This window comes from Thalassobaculum fulvum, assembly GCF_014652915.1.
In the GTDB taxonomy this organism is placed as follows: Bacteria; Pseudomonadota; Alphaproteobacteria; order Thalassobaculales; family Thalassobaculaceae; genus Thalassobaculum_A; species Thalassobaculum_A fulvum.
This window is the reverse complement of the sequence record NZ_BMZS01000011.1, coordinates 50098-65448: the sequence shown is the minus strand read 5'-3', so window position 1 is coordinate 65448 and position 15351 is coordinate 50098. Positions and strand designations below refer to the sequence as shown.

Sequence of the window (15351 nt, the reverse complement as noted above, 5' to 3'; positions counted from 1 at the left end):
ACATCCCCATGCCGCAGCCGCAGACCATCCTGGTGACCGGCGGGGCCGGCTTCATCGGCTCGGCCGTGGTCCGGCTGCTGATCGCCGAGACCGGGGCGCGCGTGGTCAACCTCGACGCCATGACCTACGCCGCCAGCGGTACCGCGCTCGCCGCGGTCGAGGGCAACCCGCGCTATGCCTTCGAGCAGGCCGACATCCGCGACGGCGACCGGCTGGCCGAGGTGTTCGCCCGGCACCGGCCGGATGCGGTCATGCACCTGGCGGCGGAGTCCCACGTCGACCGCTCGATCGACGGCCCCGAGGACTTCATCCAGACCAACGTGGTCGGCACCTTCCGGCTGCTGCAGGCGGCGCGCTCGCACTGGGAGACCCTGGAGGGCGCCGCCCGCGACGGCTTCCGGTTCCACCACATCTCGACCGACGAGGTGTTCGGCTCGCTCGGTGCCGACGGCTACTTCACCGAGGACACCGCCTACGACCCGCGCTCGCCCTACTCGGCGTCGAAGGCGGCGTCCGACCACCTGGTGCGGGCCTGGGGCGAGACCTACGGGCTGCCGGTGGTGCTGTCGAACTGCTCGAACAACTACGGCCCCTACCACTTCCCCGAGAAGCTGATCCCGCTGATGATCCTCAAGGGGCTGCGGGGCGAGAAGCTGCCGGTCTACGGCGACGGCTCCAACGTCCGCGACTGGCTGTACGTCGAGGACCATGCCCGCGCGCTCTGGACCGTGCTGAGCCAGGGCGTTCCCGGCCAGAGCTACAACGTCGGCGGCCACAACGAGAAGACCAACCTCGAGGTGGTCGAGACCATCTGCGACCTGCTGGACAAGCATGCGCCGCGCGGCGACGGGGTGTCGCGCCGCACCCAGATCGGCTTCGTGACCGACCGCCCGGGCCACGACCACCGCTACGCCATCGACCCGGGCAAGATCGGCCGCGAGCTCGGCTGGACGCCGCGAGAGACCTTCGAGACCGGCATCGAGAAGACGGTCCGCTGGTACCTCGACAACGAAGCCTGGTGGCGGCCGATCATCCAGCGCCAGGACGCGCTCGGCCGGATCGGCACCAAAGCGCGCAAGGCGGGCTGAGCCGTGCGGGTCCTGGTCACCGGGGTCACCGGGCAGGTCGGCGGCGCACTGGTCGCGCGGGCGGCGCCGGACGGCATCGAGTGGCTCGCCGCCGGCCGCGACCGGCTCGACCTGTCGGTGCCGGATGCGATCGCCGCCGCGGTCGACGCGCTGGCCCCGGATGCGGTGGTCAACCCGGCCGCCTACACCGCGGTCGACGCCGCCGAGACCGACGGCGAGACCGCCTTCCGGGTCAACCGCGACGGCCCGGCCGCCCTGGCCGCCGCCTGCGCCGCCCGCGGCGTCCCGCTGATCCACCTGTCGACCGACTACGTGTTCGACGGCACCGGCACCCGGCCCTACCGGCCGGACGACCCGGTGGCGCCGCTCGGCGTGTACGGCGCCTCCAAGGAGGCCGGCGAGCGGGCGATCCGCGCCGTGCTGGACGACCACGTGATCCTGCGCACCGCCTGGGTGTACGCGGCCGACGGCAGGAACTTCGTGAACACCATGCTGCGGGTCGGCGCCGAGCGCGACGAGCTGCGGGTGGTCGCCGACCAGCACGGCACCCCGACCCCGGCCGGCGACATCGCCGACGCGGTCGCGACCCTGCTGGCGGCCCGGCGTGCCGGCGCCGCGGTGCGCGGCACCTTCCACTACACGGCGGCCGGCGAGACTACGTGGCACGGCTTCGCCGAGGCGATCTTCCGGCGCGCCGAGAAGCACTGGGGCCGCCGCCCGTCCGTTCACCCGATCGCCACCGCCGACTACCCGACCCCGGCAAAGCGGCCGGCCTATTCGGTGCTCGACAACAGCGCGCTCGACGCCGCGCTCGCCGGCGTCGCGACGGTTCCGCGCCGGCCCTGGGAGACGGCGCTGAACGCCGTCCTGGACACGCGGCTCGGGCCGCTGACGGAGACGAAGTGATGAAGGGCATCGTGCTCGCCGGCGGGTCCGGCACCCGGCTGTACCCGCTGACCATCGTGGCCAGCAAGCAGCTGCTGCCGGTCTACGACAAGCCGATGATCTACTACCCGCTGACCACCCTGATGCTGGCCGGGATCCGCGAGATCCTGATCATCACCACGCCGCAGGACCAGCCGGCGTTCCGGCACCTGCTGGGCGACGGCACGCAGTGGGGCCTGCAGCTCGACTACGCGGTGCAGGAGGCGCCGAACGGCCTCGCCGAGGCGTTCATCATCGGCCGCGACTTCGTCGGCTCCGACCCGGCCGCCCTGGTGCTCGGCGACAACATCTTCTACGGCCACGGCCTGACCGAGGTGCTGCAGCAGGCGGCGACCCGCACCAGCGGCGCCACCGTGTTCGGCTACTACGTCAGCGACCCCGAGCGCTACGGCGTGGTCAGCTTCGACGCCGGCGGCACGGCCACCGAGATCGTCGAGAAGCCGAAGGACCCGAAGTCGAACTGGGCGGTCACCGGCCTGTACTTCTACGACAACGACGTGCTGGAGATCGCCCGCACGATCGCGCCGTCGCCGCGCGGCGAGCTGGAGATCACCGACGTCAACCGGGTCTACCTGGAGCGCGGCGACCTGGCGGTCGAGAAGCTCGGCCGCGGCTATGCCTGGCTCGACACCGGCACCCACGACTCGCTGCTGCAGGCCTCGGAGTTCGTGCGCACGGTCGAGGCCCGCCAGGGCCTCAAGGTGGCCTGCGTCGAAGAGATCGCCTACTACATGGGCTATATCGACGCCGAGCAGGTCTTGCGCCTCGCCGACCCGCTCGCCAAGTCGGGCTATGGGGAATACCTGAGACGTCTCGTGAGGTGACCGCATGCGCGCGCTGATCGCCACCCTCGTTCTGGCGGCCGGCGCGTCGTTCGGCACCGCGTTCTGGATGGTGTTCCAGGACGACGGGCTGGCCGGCCCCGACATCGTCGCCGAGGCACCCGCAACCGGGCCCGAAGTGGCGGCTCCCGAAGTGGCGGCGGCCGGGACCGCACGGCCGGAGCCGGCCGCGCGGGTCGTGCTGGCGAGTGCCGACACGCCGCCGGCATCGGCCCGGTCGGACGCCGCTCGGCCGGATCCGCTGGCCGCGCTGGCCGAGCGACGGTCGCCGTTCCCGCTGGCCCTCCCGGTCGACTGCAGGCCCGGCAAGGACTGCTGGGTGATCAACCACGTCGACCTGGATCCCGGCCCCGGCCGCCGCGACTACCGCTGCGGCGCCATGAGCTACGACGGCCACAAGGGCACCGACATCGCATTGCGCAACCTGGCGCGGCTGAACGACGACGTGGCGGTCATGGCGGCCGCCCCCGGCAAGGTGGTCGGCACCCGGGACGGCATGGCCGACGTCAGCATCGCGGCGGCCGGCAAGGAGTCCGTCAAGAACCGCGAATGCGGCAACGGCGTGCGCATCCAGCATGCCGACGGCTGGACGACCCAGTACTGCCACATGAAGCGCGGCAGCATCGCCGTGCAGACCGGCCAGACGGTCGCGACCGGACAGCGGCTCGGCGCCGTCGGCCTGTCGGGCATGACCGAGTTCCCGCACGTCCACATCACGGTCGAGAAGGACGGCAAGGTGGTCGACCCGTTCCGCGGTGTCGACGGCGGTCCGGAATGCGGCCGCGGCAGCGCGCCGCTGTGGGACGCCGAGGCCCGCCGCACGCTGGTGGACGCGGCGCCGATCCTGGTGGACGCCGGGTTCGCGGCCGGACCGGTCGAGCGCACGGACGCCGAGGCCGGCACCGCCGCGCTCGCCGAGGCCGGAACCGACGCACCGGCCCTGGTGGTGTGGTCGCGCGCCGCCGGGCTCGAGCCCGGCGACACCCTCGCGACCACCATCGCCGGCCCGGACGGCAGCACCCTGTTCAGCGACCGCTGGACCGCCGACAAGACCCGGATCATGCAGTTCCGCTACGTCGGCAAGAAGCGCCCGGCCGGCGGCTGGCCGGCCGGCACCTATACCGGCCGCGTGGTGCTGGAGCGCCCGGGCCGCAAGCCGCGCGAGCAGACGCTGGCGATCCGGATCGGCGGGTAGTCGGGCGGGCCTCCCCCTCTTCCCTTGACGCGCGCCCGCCCGCGTGTCACTTGGCTGCGCCCCGTGGCGTCGCCGCATCCCGCGGCCGCCGGGCGCGACCGCCGCCTCGATCGAGCGACCGAACCATGCACCGCTACCGCACCCACACCTGTTCCGACCTGCGCCAGTCCCATGTCGGCGAGACCGTCCGGATCTCCGGCTGGATCCACCGCCGCCGCGACCACGGCCAGCTGGTGTTCATCGACCTGCGCGACCACTACGGGATCACCCAGTGCGTCACCGACGTCGAGGACCCGGCGTTCCAGGAAGTCGAGAAGGTCCGCCTGGAGTCGGTGGTGTGCATCACCGGCCGGGTCGTGAAGCGCTCGGACGAAACCATCAACCCGAAGCTGCCGACCGGCGAGGTCGAGGTCCGGATCGACAGCTTCGAGGTGCTGTCGGCCGCCGAGCAGGTGCCGCTGCAGGTCAACTCCGAGGAGGACGCCGGCGAGGAGACCCGCCTGCGCTACCGCTACCTGGACCTGCGCCGCGAGAAGGTCCACCGCAACATCATGCTGCGCTCGGCGATCATCGCCTCGATCCGCCGCCGCATGATCGAGCAGGGCTTCTTCGAGTTCCAGACGCCGATCCTGACGGCGTCGTCGCCGGAGGGCGCGCGCGACTTCCTGGTGCCGTCGCGCCTACACCCGGGCAAGTTCTACGCGCTGCCCCAGGCGCCGCAGCAGTTCAAGCAGCTGATCATGGTGTCCGGCTTCGACCGCTACTTCCAGATCGCGCCCTGCTTCCGCGACGAGGACAGCCGCGCCGACCGCAGCCCGGGCGAGTTCTACCAGCTCGACCTGGAGATGAGCTTCGTCGAGCAGGAGGACGTGTTCGCCGCCGTCGAGCCGGTGCTGGCCGGCGTGTTCAAGGAGTTCTCGGAGTGGCAGGTGCCGGGGCCGTTCCCGCGCATCCCGTACCGCGAGGCGATGCTGAAGTACGGCTCCGACAAGCCGGACCTGCGCATCCCGATCGAGATCGCCGACGTCTCCAGACTGTTCGAAGGCTCCGACTTCGCGATCTTCGCCAAGATCGTCGCCGGCGGCGGCGTGGTGCGGGCGATCCCCGGGCCGAAGTGCGGCAGCCGGGCGATCTGCGACCGCATGAACTCCTGGGCCCAGGGCCAGGGCGCGCCCGGCCTCGGCTACATGATCTTCGCCGAGGGCGAGGCCCGCGGCCCGATCGCCAGCCGGCTGCCGGCCGAGGCGATCGCCGCGATCAAGCAGGCCACCGGGATGGGCGACGGCGACGCCGTGTTCTTCTCGGCCGGCAAGGAGCTGGAGGCCGCCAAGCTGGCCGGCCAGGCCCGCATCAAGCTCGGCCACGACCTCGACATCGTCGAGAAGGACGTCTACCGGCTGTGCTGGATCGTCGACTTCCCGATGTACGAGCTCGACGAGAAGACCGGCAAGATCGAGTTCAGCCACAACCCGTTCTCGATGCCGCAGGGCGGCCTCGAGGCACTGGAGTCCATGGATCCGCTGGACATCCTGGCCTTCCAGTACGACGTGGTCTGCAACGGCGTCGAGCTGTCCTCGGGCGCCATCCGGAACCACCGCCCGGACATCATGTACAAGGCCTTCGCGGTCGCCGGCTACGGGCCGGAGGTGGTGGACGACAAGTTCGCCGGCATGATCAACGCCTTCAAGTTCGGGGCCCCGCCGCACGGCGGCATCGCGCCGGGCATCGACCGCATCGTCATGCTTCTGGCCGACGTCCAGAACCTGCGCGAGGTCATCCTGTTCCCGATGAACCAGCGGGCCGAGGACCTGATGATGAACGCGCCGAACGAGGTGCGTCCGGAACAGCTGCGCGAGCTGCACATCAAGCTCGCCCTGCCGCCGAAAGCGGCCGGCTGAGCCGCGCGGACAGGATCGGCATGCCCCGGCGCTACGTCCTCGAGGATCAGGTCGGGCATCTCCTGCGCCGGGCGCACCAGCGGGCGACGCAAATCTTCCTGGAGACCTTCGACGCGGCCGGGCTGACGCCCACCCAATGGGCGGCGCTGGCCCGGCTCGGCGAGGAAGGAGCGGCCAGCCAGAACCATCTCGGCCGGCTCACCGCCATGGACCCGGCGACCGTGCAGGGCGTGATCCAGCGCCTGGAGAAACGCGGCCTGATCGACCGCGAGCCCGACCCCGACGACCGCCGCCGGACCCGCCTCAAGCTGTCCGCCGAGGGCGCCGAACTGGTCGCCCGCCACACCGCCGACGCGGCCAAGGTCTCGGCGCTCACCCTGGCACCGCTGACCGCCGAGGAGGCCGAGAGCTTCCTGGCACTGCTGAAGAAGCTGGCTTAGGCCGTTCGCCCGGTCAGTGCCGGAACACCCATTGCAGCGGCAGCGGCATCGGGCGGCGGTGCGGTTCGGCCTCGTGCTCCCGGTGGACGTGGTCCTTCGGGTATTCCAGCCAGTGGTGACCGCACGCCCGGCAGGTCTTGCGGAGATGATCATGCCGCTCGTCGTACAGCACGTCGACGTCAGGGCTGCCGCACTTCTCGCACTCCCGGTCCGCTTTGAATTCAAGGACGGTCATGATGACCCACCACGATCATGCGGATCGCAAGACCGGCGGAGGGCGTCAGCCTCCACCCACCTGCAGCCAATTCTCGATCGCCGTCCCCCCAATCGATCGGGCCTAGGACCGCATCTTGCGATATACCCACATATGGTTGATTAGCTGTATCTAGCTTCTATCATAACCATATTCCGGGAACACACTTGACCGTCAAGAGTGTCGATTTGTCTCACCCTGCGCCCGCAATCGTCCCGAGGCGCCGTCACGGCCCCGGCAAGTGATCCACCGGCACCAGCACCCGGTCCTCGATCTCCCCGACCAGCGGGCCGCCGGCGGCAGCCCCGGTCTCACGCTTGATGCGAGACCACTCCGCGTCCGCCATGAACGCATCCCAGCGCGCCCGCAGGGTCGCCTCGTCGGGCCAGGCCAGCAGGTAGACGAACTCGCGGCGGGTGTCGGTCCGGGCCTCCCACATGGCGCGGATGTCGAAACCGTGCTGCCGCATCAGCCGGGCCGCGTGGTCGCGGAACCGGTCGTGGAACGCGGCCCGGGTATCCTCGAAGATCTGGTAGATCCGCAGTTGGTGAATCATCCGGCGCTCCCGTCTCGGTGATTGACTGGAAGCTGGCGCCGCGGCGGCGATCCGTCCAATATTAACGGATCGAGCAATTGATACTCCAGGGATATCGATGGTCGACCTGCGCCTGCTCCGGCAGTTCGTGGCGGTGGCCGAGGAGCTGCACTTCCGCCGTGCCGCCGAGCGCCTGCACATGGCGCAGCCGCCGCTGAGCGCGGCGATCCGGCGCCTGGAGGCGGAGATCGGCACGCCGCTGCTGGTGCGGTCCAGCCGGCAGGTCGCGCTGACCACCGCCGGGACCGTGCTGCTGGAGGAGGCGCGACGCGTGCTCGCCGTCCTGGAGACCGGCATCACCCGCACCCGGCTGGCGGCCTCCGGCCGGGTCGGGACCCTGGACCTGACCTTCCTGTCGAACTGCGCGATCCTGCCGGCGGTGCTGCGGGCCTTTCGCGCCGCCTGCCCGGCGGTCGATCTCAGGCTGTTCGAGGCCTCGACCGCCGACCAGGTCGACCGGCTGCTGGACGGCAGCGCCGATGTCGGCCTGCTGCGCCCGCCCGGCACCCCGGCGCCCGAGCTGGCCTACGAGCGCGTGCTGCGCCAGAAGCTGCGCCTCGCCCTGCCGGCCGACCATCGGCTGGCCGATGCCGAGACGGTGGCGCTGGAGGCGTTCGCGGAGGCCGATTTCGTGGCGACGCCACGCGACAAGGGCGTCGGATTCCACGACCGCGTGCTCGACATCTGCCGGCGCGCCGGCTTCAGCCCACGGATCGTCCAGCGCGCCCGGCAGATGCACACGGTGAAGGCGCTGGTGGCCAGCGGCATCGGCGTCGCCCTGGTGCCGGAGAACGGGCTGGAGCAGGGGCCGCCGGGCGTCGTGCTGAAGCCGGTCACCGTCGCCGGCTCGGCCGAGGGCCTGGCGGTCGACCTGCTGATGGCCTGGAACCCGCGGCGCGACTCGCCGGCCCGCGACCGGTTCCTGGAGGTGGTGCGGGCGGTGACGGCGGATTGACGCGACGGCGCGGCTGGTGGGTCCCGGCTCTCCGCGGCGATGCCGCTACGGCCGGGATGAGGGAGTGGGGGACGGCTTTCTCCTCCCCTCATCCCGGACGGCGCGCAGCGACGAGCCGGAACCCACGAAGAACCGGCCCTCCCCGCCGGCGTGCGTCAGCCGCGGCCGACGAACGGCATCTTGGTGGCCATCACGGTCATGAACTGGACGTTGGCGTCGAGCGGCAGGCTGGCCATGTGGACGACGGCGTTCGCCACGTGCTGGACGTCCATCAGCGGCTCGACCGCGATCTCGCCGTTGGCCTGCATGACGCCCTTGGCCATGCGCGCCGCCATCTCGGTCTCGGCGTTGCCGATGTCGAGCTGGCAGACCGCGATGTCGTACTTGCGGCCGTCCAGCGAGCCCGACTTGGTCAGGCCGGTGATGGCGTGCTTGGTGGCGGTGTAGGGGATCGAGTTCGGGCGCGGCGCGTGCGCCGAGATCGAGCCGTTGTTGATGATCCGGCCGCCGCGCGGGGTCTGGTCCTTCATCACCCGGAACGCCTCGGCCAGGCACAGGAACGAGCCGGTCAGGTTGACGTCGACGACGGCCTTCCACTGCTCGACCGAGAGTTCCTCGAGCGGGATGCCCGGGGCGTTCATGCCGGCGTTGTTGAACACCATGTCGACCCGGCCGAAGGCGCCCTTCACGGCGTCGAACAGCGCCTTGACCGAGGCCGGGTCGGCGACGTCGGTCGGCACCGGCAGGGCCTTGCCCGCGGTGCTCCCGGCTTTCGCGACGGTCTCCTCGAGCGCGTCCTTGCGGCGGCCCGCCAGGCCGACGTTCCAGCCGGCCTTCAGCAGGGCGATGGCGGAGGCCCGGCCGATGCCCGAGCCCGCTCCGGTGACGATGGCGACCTTCCCGGTCATCGTGTGTCCTCCCTCCACAGTGCGTGATCGCGTCCGGCCGGACGGCCGGGAAAGGGAGATTAGCGGGAGTCCGTGCGTCGCGCGACGGTCACGCCGGAACGATTTTCATTCCCGGTGATAGGGGTGGCCGGCCAGGATCCGTTCGGCCCGGTAGACCTGCTCCAGCAGCATCGCCCGCACCATCATGTGCGGCCAGGTCTGCGGCCCGAACGCCAGCACCAGGTCGGCGCGGTCCCGCAACCGCGGATCGAGCCCGTCGGCACCGCCGATCAGGAAGCAGACCGCTTGCCGGCCGTCGTCACGCCAGCGCCGGAACGCCTCGGCGAAGTCCGGGCTGGACAGCGCCCGGCCGCGCTCGTCGAGCGCCACCAGCACCGCGCCGTCGGGAATTCGGGCCGCCAGCAGCTCGGCCTCGTGCGCCTTCAGGGCGTCGCCCGACAGCCGCTTCTTCGGCTCGACCTCGAGGATCTCGACAGTCCAGGGCAGCCGGCCGGCGTAGTCCCGGCACAACTCCTCGACCGGGCCGCGCCGCGCGCGGCCCACCGCGACCAGGGTGACCCTCAACCGGCGCTCAGCCGTGCACGAGCGCGAGCTCGGTGCGCGATTCCTCGCCGAGCCGGACCGTGCGGGTCGGCGGCGGCTGGGCGCCCCACATCTTCTCCAGCCCGTAGAAGTCCCGGACCTCCGGGCGGAACAGGTGGACGATCACGTCGCCGGTGTCGATCAGGACCCAGTCGCCCTGGTTCGCACCCTCGACGGACACGTTCTTCAGTCCCCTGTCCTTGAGCTTGGAAACGAGATGGTCGGCCATGGCCGAGACCTGCCGCGCCGAGCGGCCGGTGGCGATCACCATGTGGTCGCCGATGGAGGACTTGTTCGCCAGGTCGATGCTGACGATGTCCTCGGCCTTGTCGTCGTCCAGTGACTTGGTCACCAGCTCGAGAAGGCCATCTCCCTCCGGGGGAGTGGTGTGGTGAGTTATGATGCGGCTCCTTCGCTTCTGACATGACGACCGTGCCCTCTCCGTGGCCACGGCTTCCGGTCGACGGATTGTTCCTCAACTGCCGTTCCGGGCGGCTTCCCTGATCCGGGTCGCCGAGGCCGGATGCCGGCGGGTGTGCAGGAACACCCACGCCGGGGGACGCCTTCGTGCCAGGGTCCGGGACGCCCTGGAGGGGACCCGGAACCGGGCGAACCGGTGCGCCGCCCGACTCGCCAACGCCCCTAAAGAATAGGAAGGGCGGTCGAATACCGCAACGGCGCAGGCATGAAAGATCAGTGACCACCGGTCCCAGCGATGGAAGCCGGCCAGGTTGTCGGCCCCCATGATCCACACGAACCGCATGGTCGGGCAGCGGCGGCGCAGCGCGACCAGGGTGTCGGCGGTGAACCGGGTGCCGAGCCGCGCCTCGATGTCGCGCGCCCGGATCCGGGGATGGCGCGCCGCCCGCCGGGCCGATTCCAGCCGGTCCTCGAAGGCCGCCATGCCGGCGGCCGGCTTCAGCGGGTTCTGCGGGCTGACCAGCCACCACACCTCGTCGAGCCCGAGCCGGCGGAAGGCGAGCTCGGCGACGTGCCGGTGGCCTTCGTGGGCCGGGTTGAACGAGCCGCCCATCAGCCCGACCGCGATCCGCCGCCGGTCGGCGCCGTTGGCCGGGACCGCCGCGACGCCGCTCGCCGGCACGCGCAGGCTGTGCGGCCGGACGCGCGCCACGCGACGGGGCTGGATGGGGGTGCGGGGTGTCAACGGTCGGTCCTGGGGTTCAGCTACGGCCGGGTTTGGCCGTCCCCGCGCACCACGTACTTGAAGCTGGTCAGCTGCTCGGCCCCGACCGGCCCGCGGGCGTGCATGCGGCCGGTCGAGATGCCGATCTCCGCCCCCATGCCGAACTCGCCGCCATCGGCGAACTGGGTCGAGGCGTTGTGCAGCACGATGGCGCTGTCGACCTCGTTCAGGAACCGCTCGGCCGCCGCCGGGTCCTCGGTGACGATCGAATCGGTGTGGTGCGAGCCCCAGCGGTTGATGTGCGCGACCGCGCCGCCGACGCCGTCGACGACGGCGACGGCGATCACCGCGTCCAGGTACTCGGTCGACCAGTCGGCCTCGGTCGCCTCGTCCATCGCCGGCACCAGCGCCCGCGCCTCGGCGTCGCCGCGCAGCGCGCAGCCGGCCTCGGCCAGGGCGGCGGCGATCCGCGGCAGCAGGCCGGCCGCCACCGCCCGGTCGACCAGCAGGGTCTCGGCGGCGCCGCACACGCTGGTCCGGCGCATCTTGGCGTTGACCGCGATCGCCTCGGCCTTGTCCGGGTCGGCGCCGGCGTCGACGTAGACGTGGCAGACGCCGTCCAGGTGCGCGAACACCGGCACCCGGCTCTCGTTCTGGACCCGCTCGATCAGCGACCGGCCGCCACGCGGCACGATCACGTCGACGTACTCGGCCATGCGCAGCAGCTCGCCGACCGCCGCCCGGTCGCGGGTCGGCACCAGCTGGATCGCGTCCTCGGTCAGCCCGGCCGCGCGCAGGCCCTTGTGCATCGCCTCGACCAGGGCGCGCGAGGAATGGAAGCTCTCCGACCCGCCGCGCAGGATCGCCGCGTTGCCGGCCTTCAGGCACAGCCCGCCGGCGTCGACCGTCACGTTCGGGCGCGACTCGTAGATGATGCCGATCACCCCCAGCGGCACCCGCTTGCGGGCGATCCTGAGGCCGTTCGGGCGGGTCCACTCGGCCAGCACCGTGCCGACCGGGTCCGGCAGCCCGGCGATCGCCTCCAGCCCGGCGGCGATGCCCTCCAGGCGCTTCGGGTCCAGCACCAGCCGGTCGACCAGGGATTCCCGCTGGCCCTTGGCGCGGGCCGCCGAAACGTCCTCGGCGTTGGCCGCCAGGATGCGCTCGGCGTCGGCGCGGATCGCCGCAGCGGCGGCGCGCAGGGCCCGGTCCTTGGCGTCGCCCGACGCCAGCGCCAGGGCGGCCGAGGCGGCACGCGCCCGCCTGCCGATGGCGAGCATGACCGCGGCCACGTCGGTGGCGGCGTCTGTCTGTTCCACGGTCTCCGCGAGGCTCATCCCTCGTCTCCCCCGGCTCCGGTGAGCACCAGATCGTCCCGGTGGACGATTTCGTCGCGGCCACGGTAGCCGAGCGCCGCCTCGATCTCACGGGATTTCCGCCCGGCGATCCGGGCCGCGTCCTCGGCCCCGTAGGCCACCAGGCCGCGCCCGAGCTCGCTGCCGTCCGGCCCGACCAGCGTGACCAGGTCGCCGCGGTCGAACCCGCCGTCGACCCCGGTCACCCCGGCCGGCAGCAGCGACTTCGCGGCCAGCAGCGCACGCGCCGCGCCGGCGTCCACCGTCAGCCGGCCCTTCGGCGCCAGGCCGCCGGCGATCCAGCGCTTGCGCGCGGTCAGCGGGCTGGCCTGGGCGGCGAACCAGGTGCAGCGGGCACCGGCCTCGAGCCGGGCGATCGGGTTGTTCTCGCGGCCGCTGGCGATCGCCATGCGGCAGCCGGCCGAGGCCGCGATCTTGGCGGCCGCCAGCTTGGTGACCATGCCGCCGGAGGCGTAGCCGGTACCCGCCGCCCCGGCCATCGCCTCGATTTCGGGGGTGACCGCCTCGACCAGCGGCAGATGGCTGGCCTGCGGGTCGCGGCGCGGATCGGCGGTGTACAGCCCGTCGATGTCGGACAGCAGCACCAGGGTGTCGGCGCTGGTCATCTGCGCCACCCGCGCCCCCAGCCGGTCGTTGTCGCCGAACCGGATCTCGGCGGTCGCCACGGTGTCGTTCTCGTTGATCACCGGCACCGCGCCCAGGCCCAGCAGGGTGTTGATGGTGGCCCGCGCGTTCAGGTGCCGGCGGCGCTGCTCGGTGTCGTCGGGCGACAGCAGGATCTGCGCGACCGTCAGGCCGTGGCGGGCCAGCGATTCCTGATAGGCGTGGGCCAGGATGATCTGGCCGGTGGCGGCGGCGGCCTGCTTCTCCTCCAGCTTCGGCCGGGCATGGCCGATGCCGAGGTGGCGGCGGCCGAGCGCAATGGCGCCGGACGACACGATCAGGACCTCGATGCCGCGCCGCCGCAGATCGGCGACGTCGTCCATCAGGGCGTCCAGCCAGGCCCGGCGGACCCGGCCACTGCGATCGTCGACCAGCAGGGCCGAGCCGATCTTGACCACCAGCCGCCGCGACTCCGCGAGCGGCGACGCGAACGCGGCGGCTTGCCCGGTCAGGGCGTCCACGTCGCCTCTCCCGCTTCCGCTTCCGAGTCGTCGTCGTCCACCCGGCCCCGGTCGGCCTGGCGGCGCGCCCGCACCAGCTCCATGATCCGGCGCAGCACGTCGCGGGTGCCGGCCCCCGAGGCCCCCGAGATCGCCAGCGGCTCCAGCCCGGTCTCCTCGACGAACAGTTCCTTCAGCGCCTGCACGTCCTCTTCCGGCATCGCGTCGATCTTGTTGATCGCCAGGATCTCCGGCTTGGCCGCCAGATCCTCGTCGTAGGCCTCGAGCTCGGCCCGCACCGTGCGCCAGGCCTCGATCGGGTTGTCGCCGGTGCCGTCGACCAGGTGCAGGATCGCAGCACAGCGCTCAACGTGCCCGAGGAACCGGTCGCCGAGGCCGGCGCCCTCGTGGGCGCCCTCGATCAGGCCGGGGATGTCGGCCAGCACCAGCTCGTCGTCGTCGATGCGCACGACTCCGAGGCCCGGGTGCAGGGTGGTGAACGGGTAGTCGGCGATCTTCGGCTTGGCCTCGGTGACCGCGGCCAGGAAGGTCGACTTGCCGGCGTTCGGCAGCCCGACCAGCCCGGCATCGGCGATCAGCTTCAGGCGCAGCCAGATCCACATCTCGGTGCCCGGCCAGCCCGGCGTGTGCTTGCGCGGCGCCTGGTTGGTCGAGGTCTTGTAGCGGGTGTTGCCGAAGCCGCCGTCGCCGCCCTTGGCCAGCACCACGCGCTGCCCCGGCTCGGTCATGTCGGCCAGCAGGGTCTCGTAGTCCTCGTCCCAGATCTGGGTGCCGACCGGGACCCGCAGCACGATGTCCTGGCCGCCGGCGCCGGTCATGTTGCGGCCCATGCCGGGGCGGCCGTTCTGGGCCCGGAAGTGCTGCTGGTAGCGGAAGTCGATCAGGGTGTTCAGCGCGTCGACGCACTCGACGATCACGTCGCCGCCGCGCCCGCCGTCGCCGCCGTCCGGGCCGCCGAACTCGATGAACTTCTCGCGACGGAAGCTGGCGCAGCCGGATCCGCCGTCGCCGCTCTTCACGTAGACCTTGGCCTGATCGAGGAACTTCATCGCGGGACCTCCCGTCCCGCCGACCCCTGTGCAACGGACCGGGCACGAAAAAAGGGAACGGAGGCCCGTTCCCTTTTCCGCCGTCCCGGTCGGGGGGACGGCTTTACTCGGCCGGGGCCTCGGCGGCCACGGCGACCACGCCGACAAAGGTCTTGTCGCGGGTCTTCTTGAACTCCACCCGGCCCTCGGCAACCGCGAAGATGGTGTGATCGCGGCCCATGCCGACGTTCACGCCCGGATGATACTTGGTGCCGCGCTGGCGGATGATGATGTTGCCCGGGATGACGGCCTCGCCCCCGAACTTCTTCACGCCGAGGCGGCGGCCCTCGGAGTCGCGCCCGTTGCGGGAGCTACCGCCGGCTTTCTTGTGCGCCATCGATCGATCTCCTTACGCGCGGACGCTCAGGCGCCCGCGGTGATGCCGGTCACGCGCAGCACGGTGATCGGCTGGCGGTGGCCACGGGTGCGCCGCGAGTTTTTCCGGCGGCGCTTCTTGAAGATGATGACCTTCGAGCCCTTGGTCTGCTCGAGCACCTCGGCGGCCACCTTGGCACCGGCGACGACCGGGGCGCCGACGGTCACCTTGGACTCGTCACCGACCATCAGAACCTGGTCGAGCTCGACAGTGGCACCGGCGTCGGCCTCGAGCTTCTCGACCTTGATCACGTCGCCCGAGGCGACCTTGTACTGCTTGCCGCCGGTTTTTACGACTGCGAACATCGCTTCGGTCCTGGCAAAAAGGATCGCACGCGCCGCCCACCGGCGCGCTGCGGAGGCGGCACTATACGCAGGCGCGGTTGCGTGTCAACCGGTGCGAGTCGAGGCCGCCCGCTTCAGGTTGCGGTCAGCTTCCGGCGGCGAAGATACCCCGTCATCGAGACGGCGGCATCCATGTACCGAGCCACGGCAGACCAGCACGAAGAACCTCGCAGCAGAACCGGCGGCCCGGTCCGCACG

18 protein-coding genes are annotated in these 15351 nt (G+C 71.5%); 7 read left to right on the top strand and 11 right to left on the bottom strand.

The annotated features are described in order from the left end of the window. Positions 1 to 8: 8 nt before the first annotated feature. The 6 genes from rfbB (at position 9) to IE246_RS21720 (ending at position 6408) form a co-directional block, all read left to right on the top strand. Positions 9 to 1088 (top strand): dTDP-glucose 4,6-dehydratase, encoded by a 1080-nt coding sequence (gene rfbB, locus IE246_RS21745; protein WP_189993636.1) that lies wholly within the window; start codon positions 9 to 11, stop codon positions 1086 to 1088. A 3-nt stretch (positions 1089 to 1091) separates the two neighbouring features. Beyond that, positions 1092 to 1994 (top strand): dTDP-4-dehydrorhamnose reductase, encoded by a 903-nt coding sequence (rfbD, locus tag IE246_RS21740; protein ID WP_189993635.1) that lies wholly within the window; start codon positions 1092 to 1094, stop codon positions 1992 to 1994. Next, positions 1994 to 2857 (top strand): glucose-1-phosphate thymidylyltransferase RfbA, encoded by an 864-nt coding sequence (gene rfbA / locus IE246_RS21735; protein WP_189993634.1) that lies wholly within the window; start codon positions 1994 to 1996, stop codon positions 2855 to 2857. The genes rfbD and rfbA overlap by 1 nt, the downstream gene beginning before the upstream one ends. 4 nt (positions 2858 to 2861) lie before the next feature. Then, positions 2862 to 4070: a M23 family metallopeptidase gene (locus IE246_RS21730; protein WP_189993633.1), complete on the top strand. Its 1209-nt coding sequence runs from the start codon at positions 2862 to 2864 to the stop codon at positions 4068 to 4070. Positions 4071 to 4195: 125 nt separating this feature from the next. Then, positions 4196 to 5968 (top strand): aspartate--tRNA ligase, encoded by a 1773-nt coding sequence (gene aspS / locus IE246_RS21725; protein ID WP_189993632.1) that lies wholly within the window; start codon positions 4196 to 4198, stop codon positions 5966 to 5968. A gap of 20 nt (positions 5969 to 5988) precedes the next feature. Further along, positions 5989 to 6408, top strand: coding sequence for a MarR family winged helix-turn-helix transcriptional regulator (locus IE246_RS21720; RefSeq protein ID WP_189993631.1), 420 nt, complete (start codon positions 5989 to 5991; stop codon positions 6406 to 6408). Between the two features lie 13 nt (positions 6409 to 6421). Here IE246_RS21720 and IE246_RS21715 read toward each other — a convergent pair whose 3' ends face one another. Beyond that, on the bottom strand, positions 6422 to 6643 hold the full coding sequence (locus IE246_RS21715; protein WP_189993630.1) for a hypothetical protein: 222 nt from the start codon (positions 6641 to 6643) through the stop codon (positions 6422 to 6424). Between the two features lie 244 nt (positions 6644 to 6887). Then, positions 6888 to 7217 carry an NIPSNAP family protein gene (locus tag IE246_RS21710; RefSeq protein ID WP_189993629.1) on the bottom strand — a complete coding sequence of 110 codons (330 nt, stop codon included), beginning with the start codon at positions 7215 to 7217 and terminating at the stop codon, positions 6888 to 6890. Positions 7218 to 7314: 97 nt separating this feature from the next. Between IE246_RS21710 and IE246_RS21705 the strand changes: the two genes are divergently transcribed. Next, positions 7315 to 8211: a LysR substrate-binding domain-containing protein gene (locus IE246_RS21705; RefSeq protein ID WP_189993628.1), complete on the top strand. Its 897-nt coding sequence runs from the start codon at positions 7315 to 7317 to the stop codon at positions 8209 to 8211. 155 nt (positions 8212 to 8366) lie between these two features. On the opposite strand, the gene IE246_RS21700 is transcribed toward IE246_RS21705, so the two are convergent. The 9 genes from IE246_RS21700 to rplU form a co-directional block, all read right to left on the bottom strand. Then, on the bottom strand, positions 8367 to 9119 hold the full coding sequence (locus tag IE246_RS21700) for an SDR family oxidoreductase (protein WP_189993627.1): 753 nt from the start codon (positions 9117 to 9119) through the stop codon (positions 8367 to 8369). Between the two features lie 105 nt (positions 9120 to 9224). Further along, positions 9225 to 9683 carry a 23S rRNA (pseudouridine(1915)-N(3))-methyltransferase RlmH gene (gene rlmH, locus IE246_RS21695; RefSeq protein WP_189993626.1) on the bottom strand — a complete coding sequence of 153 codons (459 nt, stop codon included), beginning with the start codon at positions 9681 to 9683 and terminating at the stop codon, positions 9225 to 9227. Positions 9684 to 9690: 7 nt separating this feature from the next. Further along, a complete protein-coding gene (rsfS, locus tag IE246_RS21690; RefSeq protein ID WP_189993625.1) occupies positions 9691 to 10053 on the bottom strand; it encodes a ribosome silencing factor in 363 nt (120 codons plus the stop codon). A 123-nt stretch (positions 10054 to 10176) separates the two neighbouring features. After that, entirely contained in the window at positions 10177 to 10749 is a 573-nt protein-coding gene (locus tag IE246_RS21685) for a nicotinate-nucleotide adenylyltransferase (protein ID WP_268245290.1), read from the bottom strand. Between the two features lie 137 nt (positions 10750 to 10886). After that, on the bottom strand, positions 10887 to 12182 hold the full coding sequence (locus tag IE246_RS21680) for a glutamate-5-semialdehyde dehydrogenase (protein WP_189993621.1): 1296 nt from the start codon (positions 12180 to 12182) through the stop codon (positions 10887 to 10889). Then, positions 12179 to 13345, bottom strand: a complete 1167-nt coding sequence (proB, locus tag IE246_RS21675) for a glutamate 5-kinase (RefSeq protein WP_229837431.1) — start codon at positions 13343 to 13345, stop codon at positions 12179 to 12181. Before proB ends, IE246_RS21680 begins: the two co-directional genes overlap by 4 nt. Beyond that, the gene (obgE, locus tag IE246_RS21670) at positions 13333 to 14394 is read right to left on the bottom strand and encodes a GTPase ObgE (protein WP_189993619.1); all 1062 of its coding nucleotides are present in this window, start codon (positions 14392 to 14394) and stop codon (positions 13333 to 13335) included. Before obgE ends, proB begins: the two co-directional genes overlap by 13 nt. A 103-nt stretch (positions 14395 to 14497) precedes the next feature. Next, positions 14498 to 14770, bottom strand: a complete 273-nt coding sequence (gene rpmA / locus IE246_RS21665; RefSeq protein ID WP_189993617.1) for a 50S ribosomal protein L27 — start codon at positions 14768 to 14770, stop codon at positions 14498 to 14500. Between the two features lie 26 nt (positions 14771 to 14796). Continuing rightward, on the bottom strand, positions 14797 to 15114 hold the full coding sequence (gene rplU / locus IE246_RS21660) for a 50S ribosomal protein L21 (protein ID WP_189993615.1): 318 nt from the start codon (positions 15112 to 15114) through the stop codon (positions 14797 to 14799). Positions 15115 to 15351: the final 237 nt, after the last annotated feature.

Excerpts from the sequence above, each read along its gene's own strand:
- aspS (WP_189993632.1), top strand. The coding sequence starts at position 4,196 with ATGCACCGCTACCGCACCCACACCTGTTCCGACCTGCGCCAGTCCCAT.
- IE246_RS21705 (WP_189993628.1), top strand. The coding sequence starts at position 7,315 with ATGGTCGACCTGCGCCTGCTCCGGCAGTTCGTGGCGGTGGCCGAGGAG.
- obgE (WP_189993619.1), bottom strand. The coding sequence starts at position 14,394 with ATGAAGTTCCTCGATCAGGCCAAGGTCTACGTGAAGAGCGGCGACGGC.
- IE246_RS21715 (WP_189993630.1), bottom strand. The coding sequence starts at position 6,643 with ATGACCGTCCTTGAATTCAAAGCGGACCGGGAGTGCGAGAAGTGCGGC.
- IE246_RS21720 (WP_189993631.1), top strand. The coding sequence starts at position 5,989 with ATGCCCCGGCGCTACGTCCTCGAGGATCAGGTCGGGCATCTCCTGCGC.
- rfbB (WP_189993636.1), top strand. The coding sequence starts at position 9 with ATGCCGCAGCCGCAGACCATCCTGGTGACCGGCGGGGCCGGCTTCATC.
- IE246_RS21700 (WP_189993627.1), bottom strand. The coding sequence starts at position 9,119 with ATGACCGGGAAGGTCGCCATCGTCACCGGAGCGGGCTCGGGCATCGGC.
- IE246_RS21710 (WP_189993629.1), bottom strand. The coding sequence starts at position 7,217 with ATGATTCACCAACTGCGGATCTACCAGATCTTCGAGGATACCCGGGCC.
- IE246_RS21680 (WP_189993621.1), bottom strand. The coding sequence starts at position 12,182 with ATGAGCCTCGCGGAGACCGTGGAACAGACAGACGCCGCCACCGACGTG.
- IE246_RS21730 (WP_189993633.1), top strand. The coding sequence starts at position 2,862 with ATGCGCGCGCTGATCGCCACCCTCGTTCTGGCGGCCGGCGCGTCGTTC.
- rfbA (WP_189993634.1), top strand. The coding sequence starts at position 1,994 with ATGAAGGGCATCGTGCTCGCCGGCGGGTCCGGCACCCGGCTGTACCCG.
- rpmA (WP_189993617.1), bottom strand. The coding sequence starts at position 14,770 with ATGGCGCACAAGAAAGCCGGCGGTAGCTCCCGCAACGGGCGCGACTCC.
- rplU (WP_189993615.1), bottom strand. The coding sequence starts at position 15,114 with ATGTTCGCAGTCGTAAAAACCGGCGGCAAGCAGTACAAGGTCGCCTCG.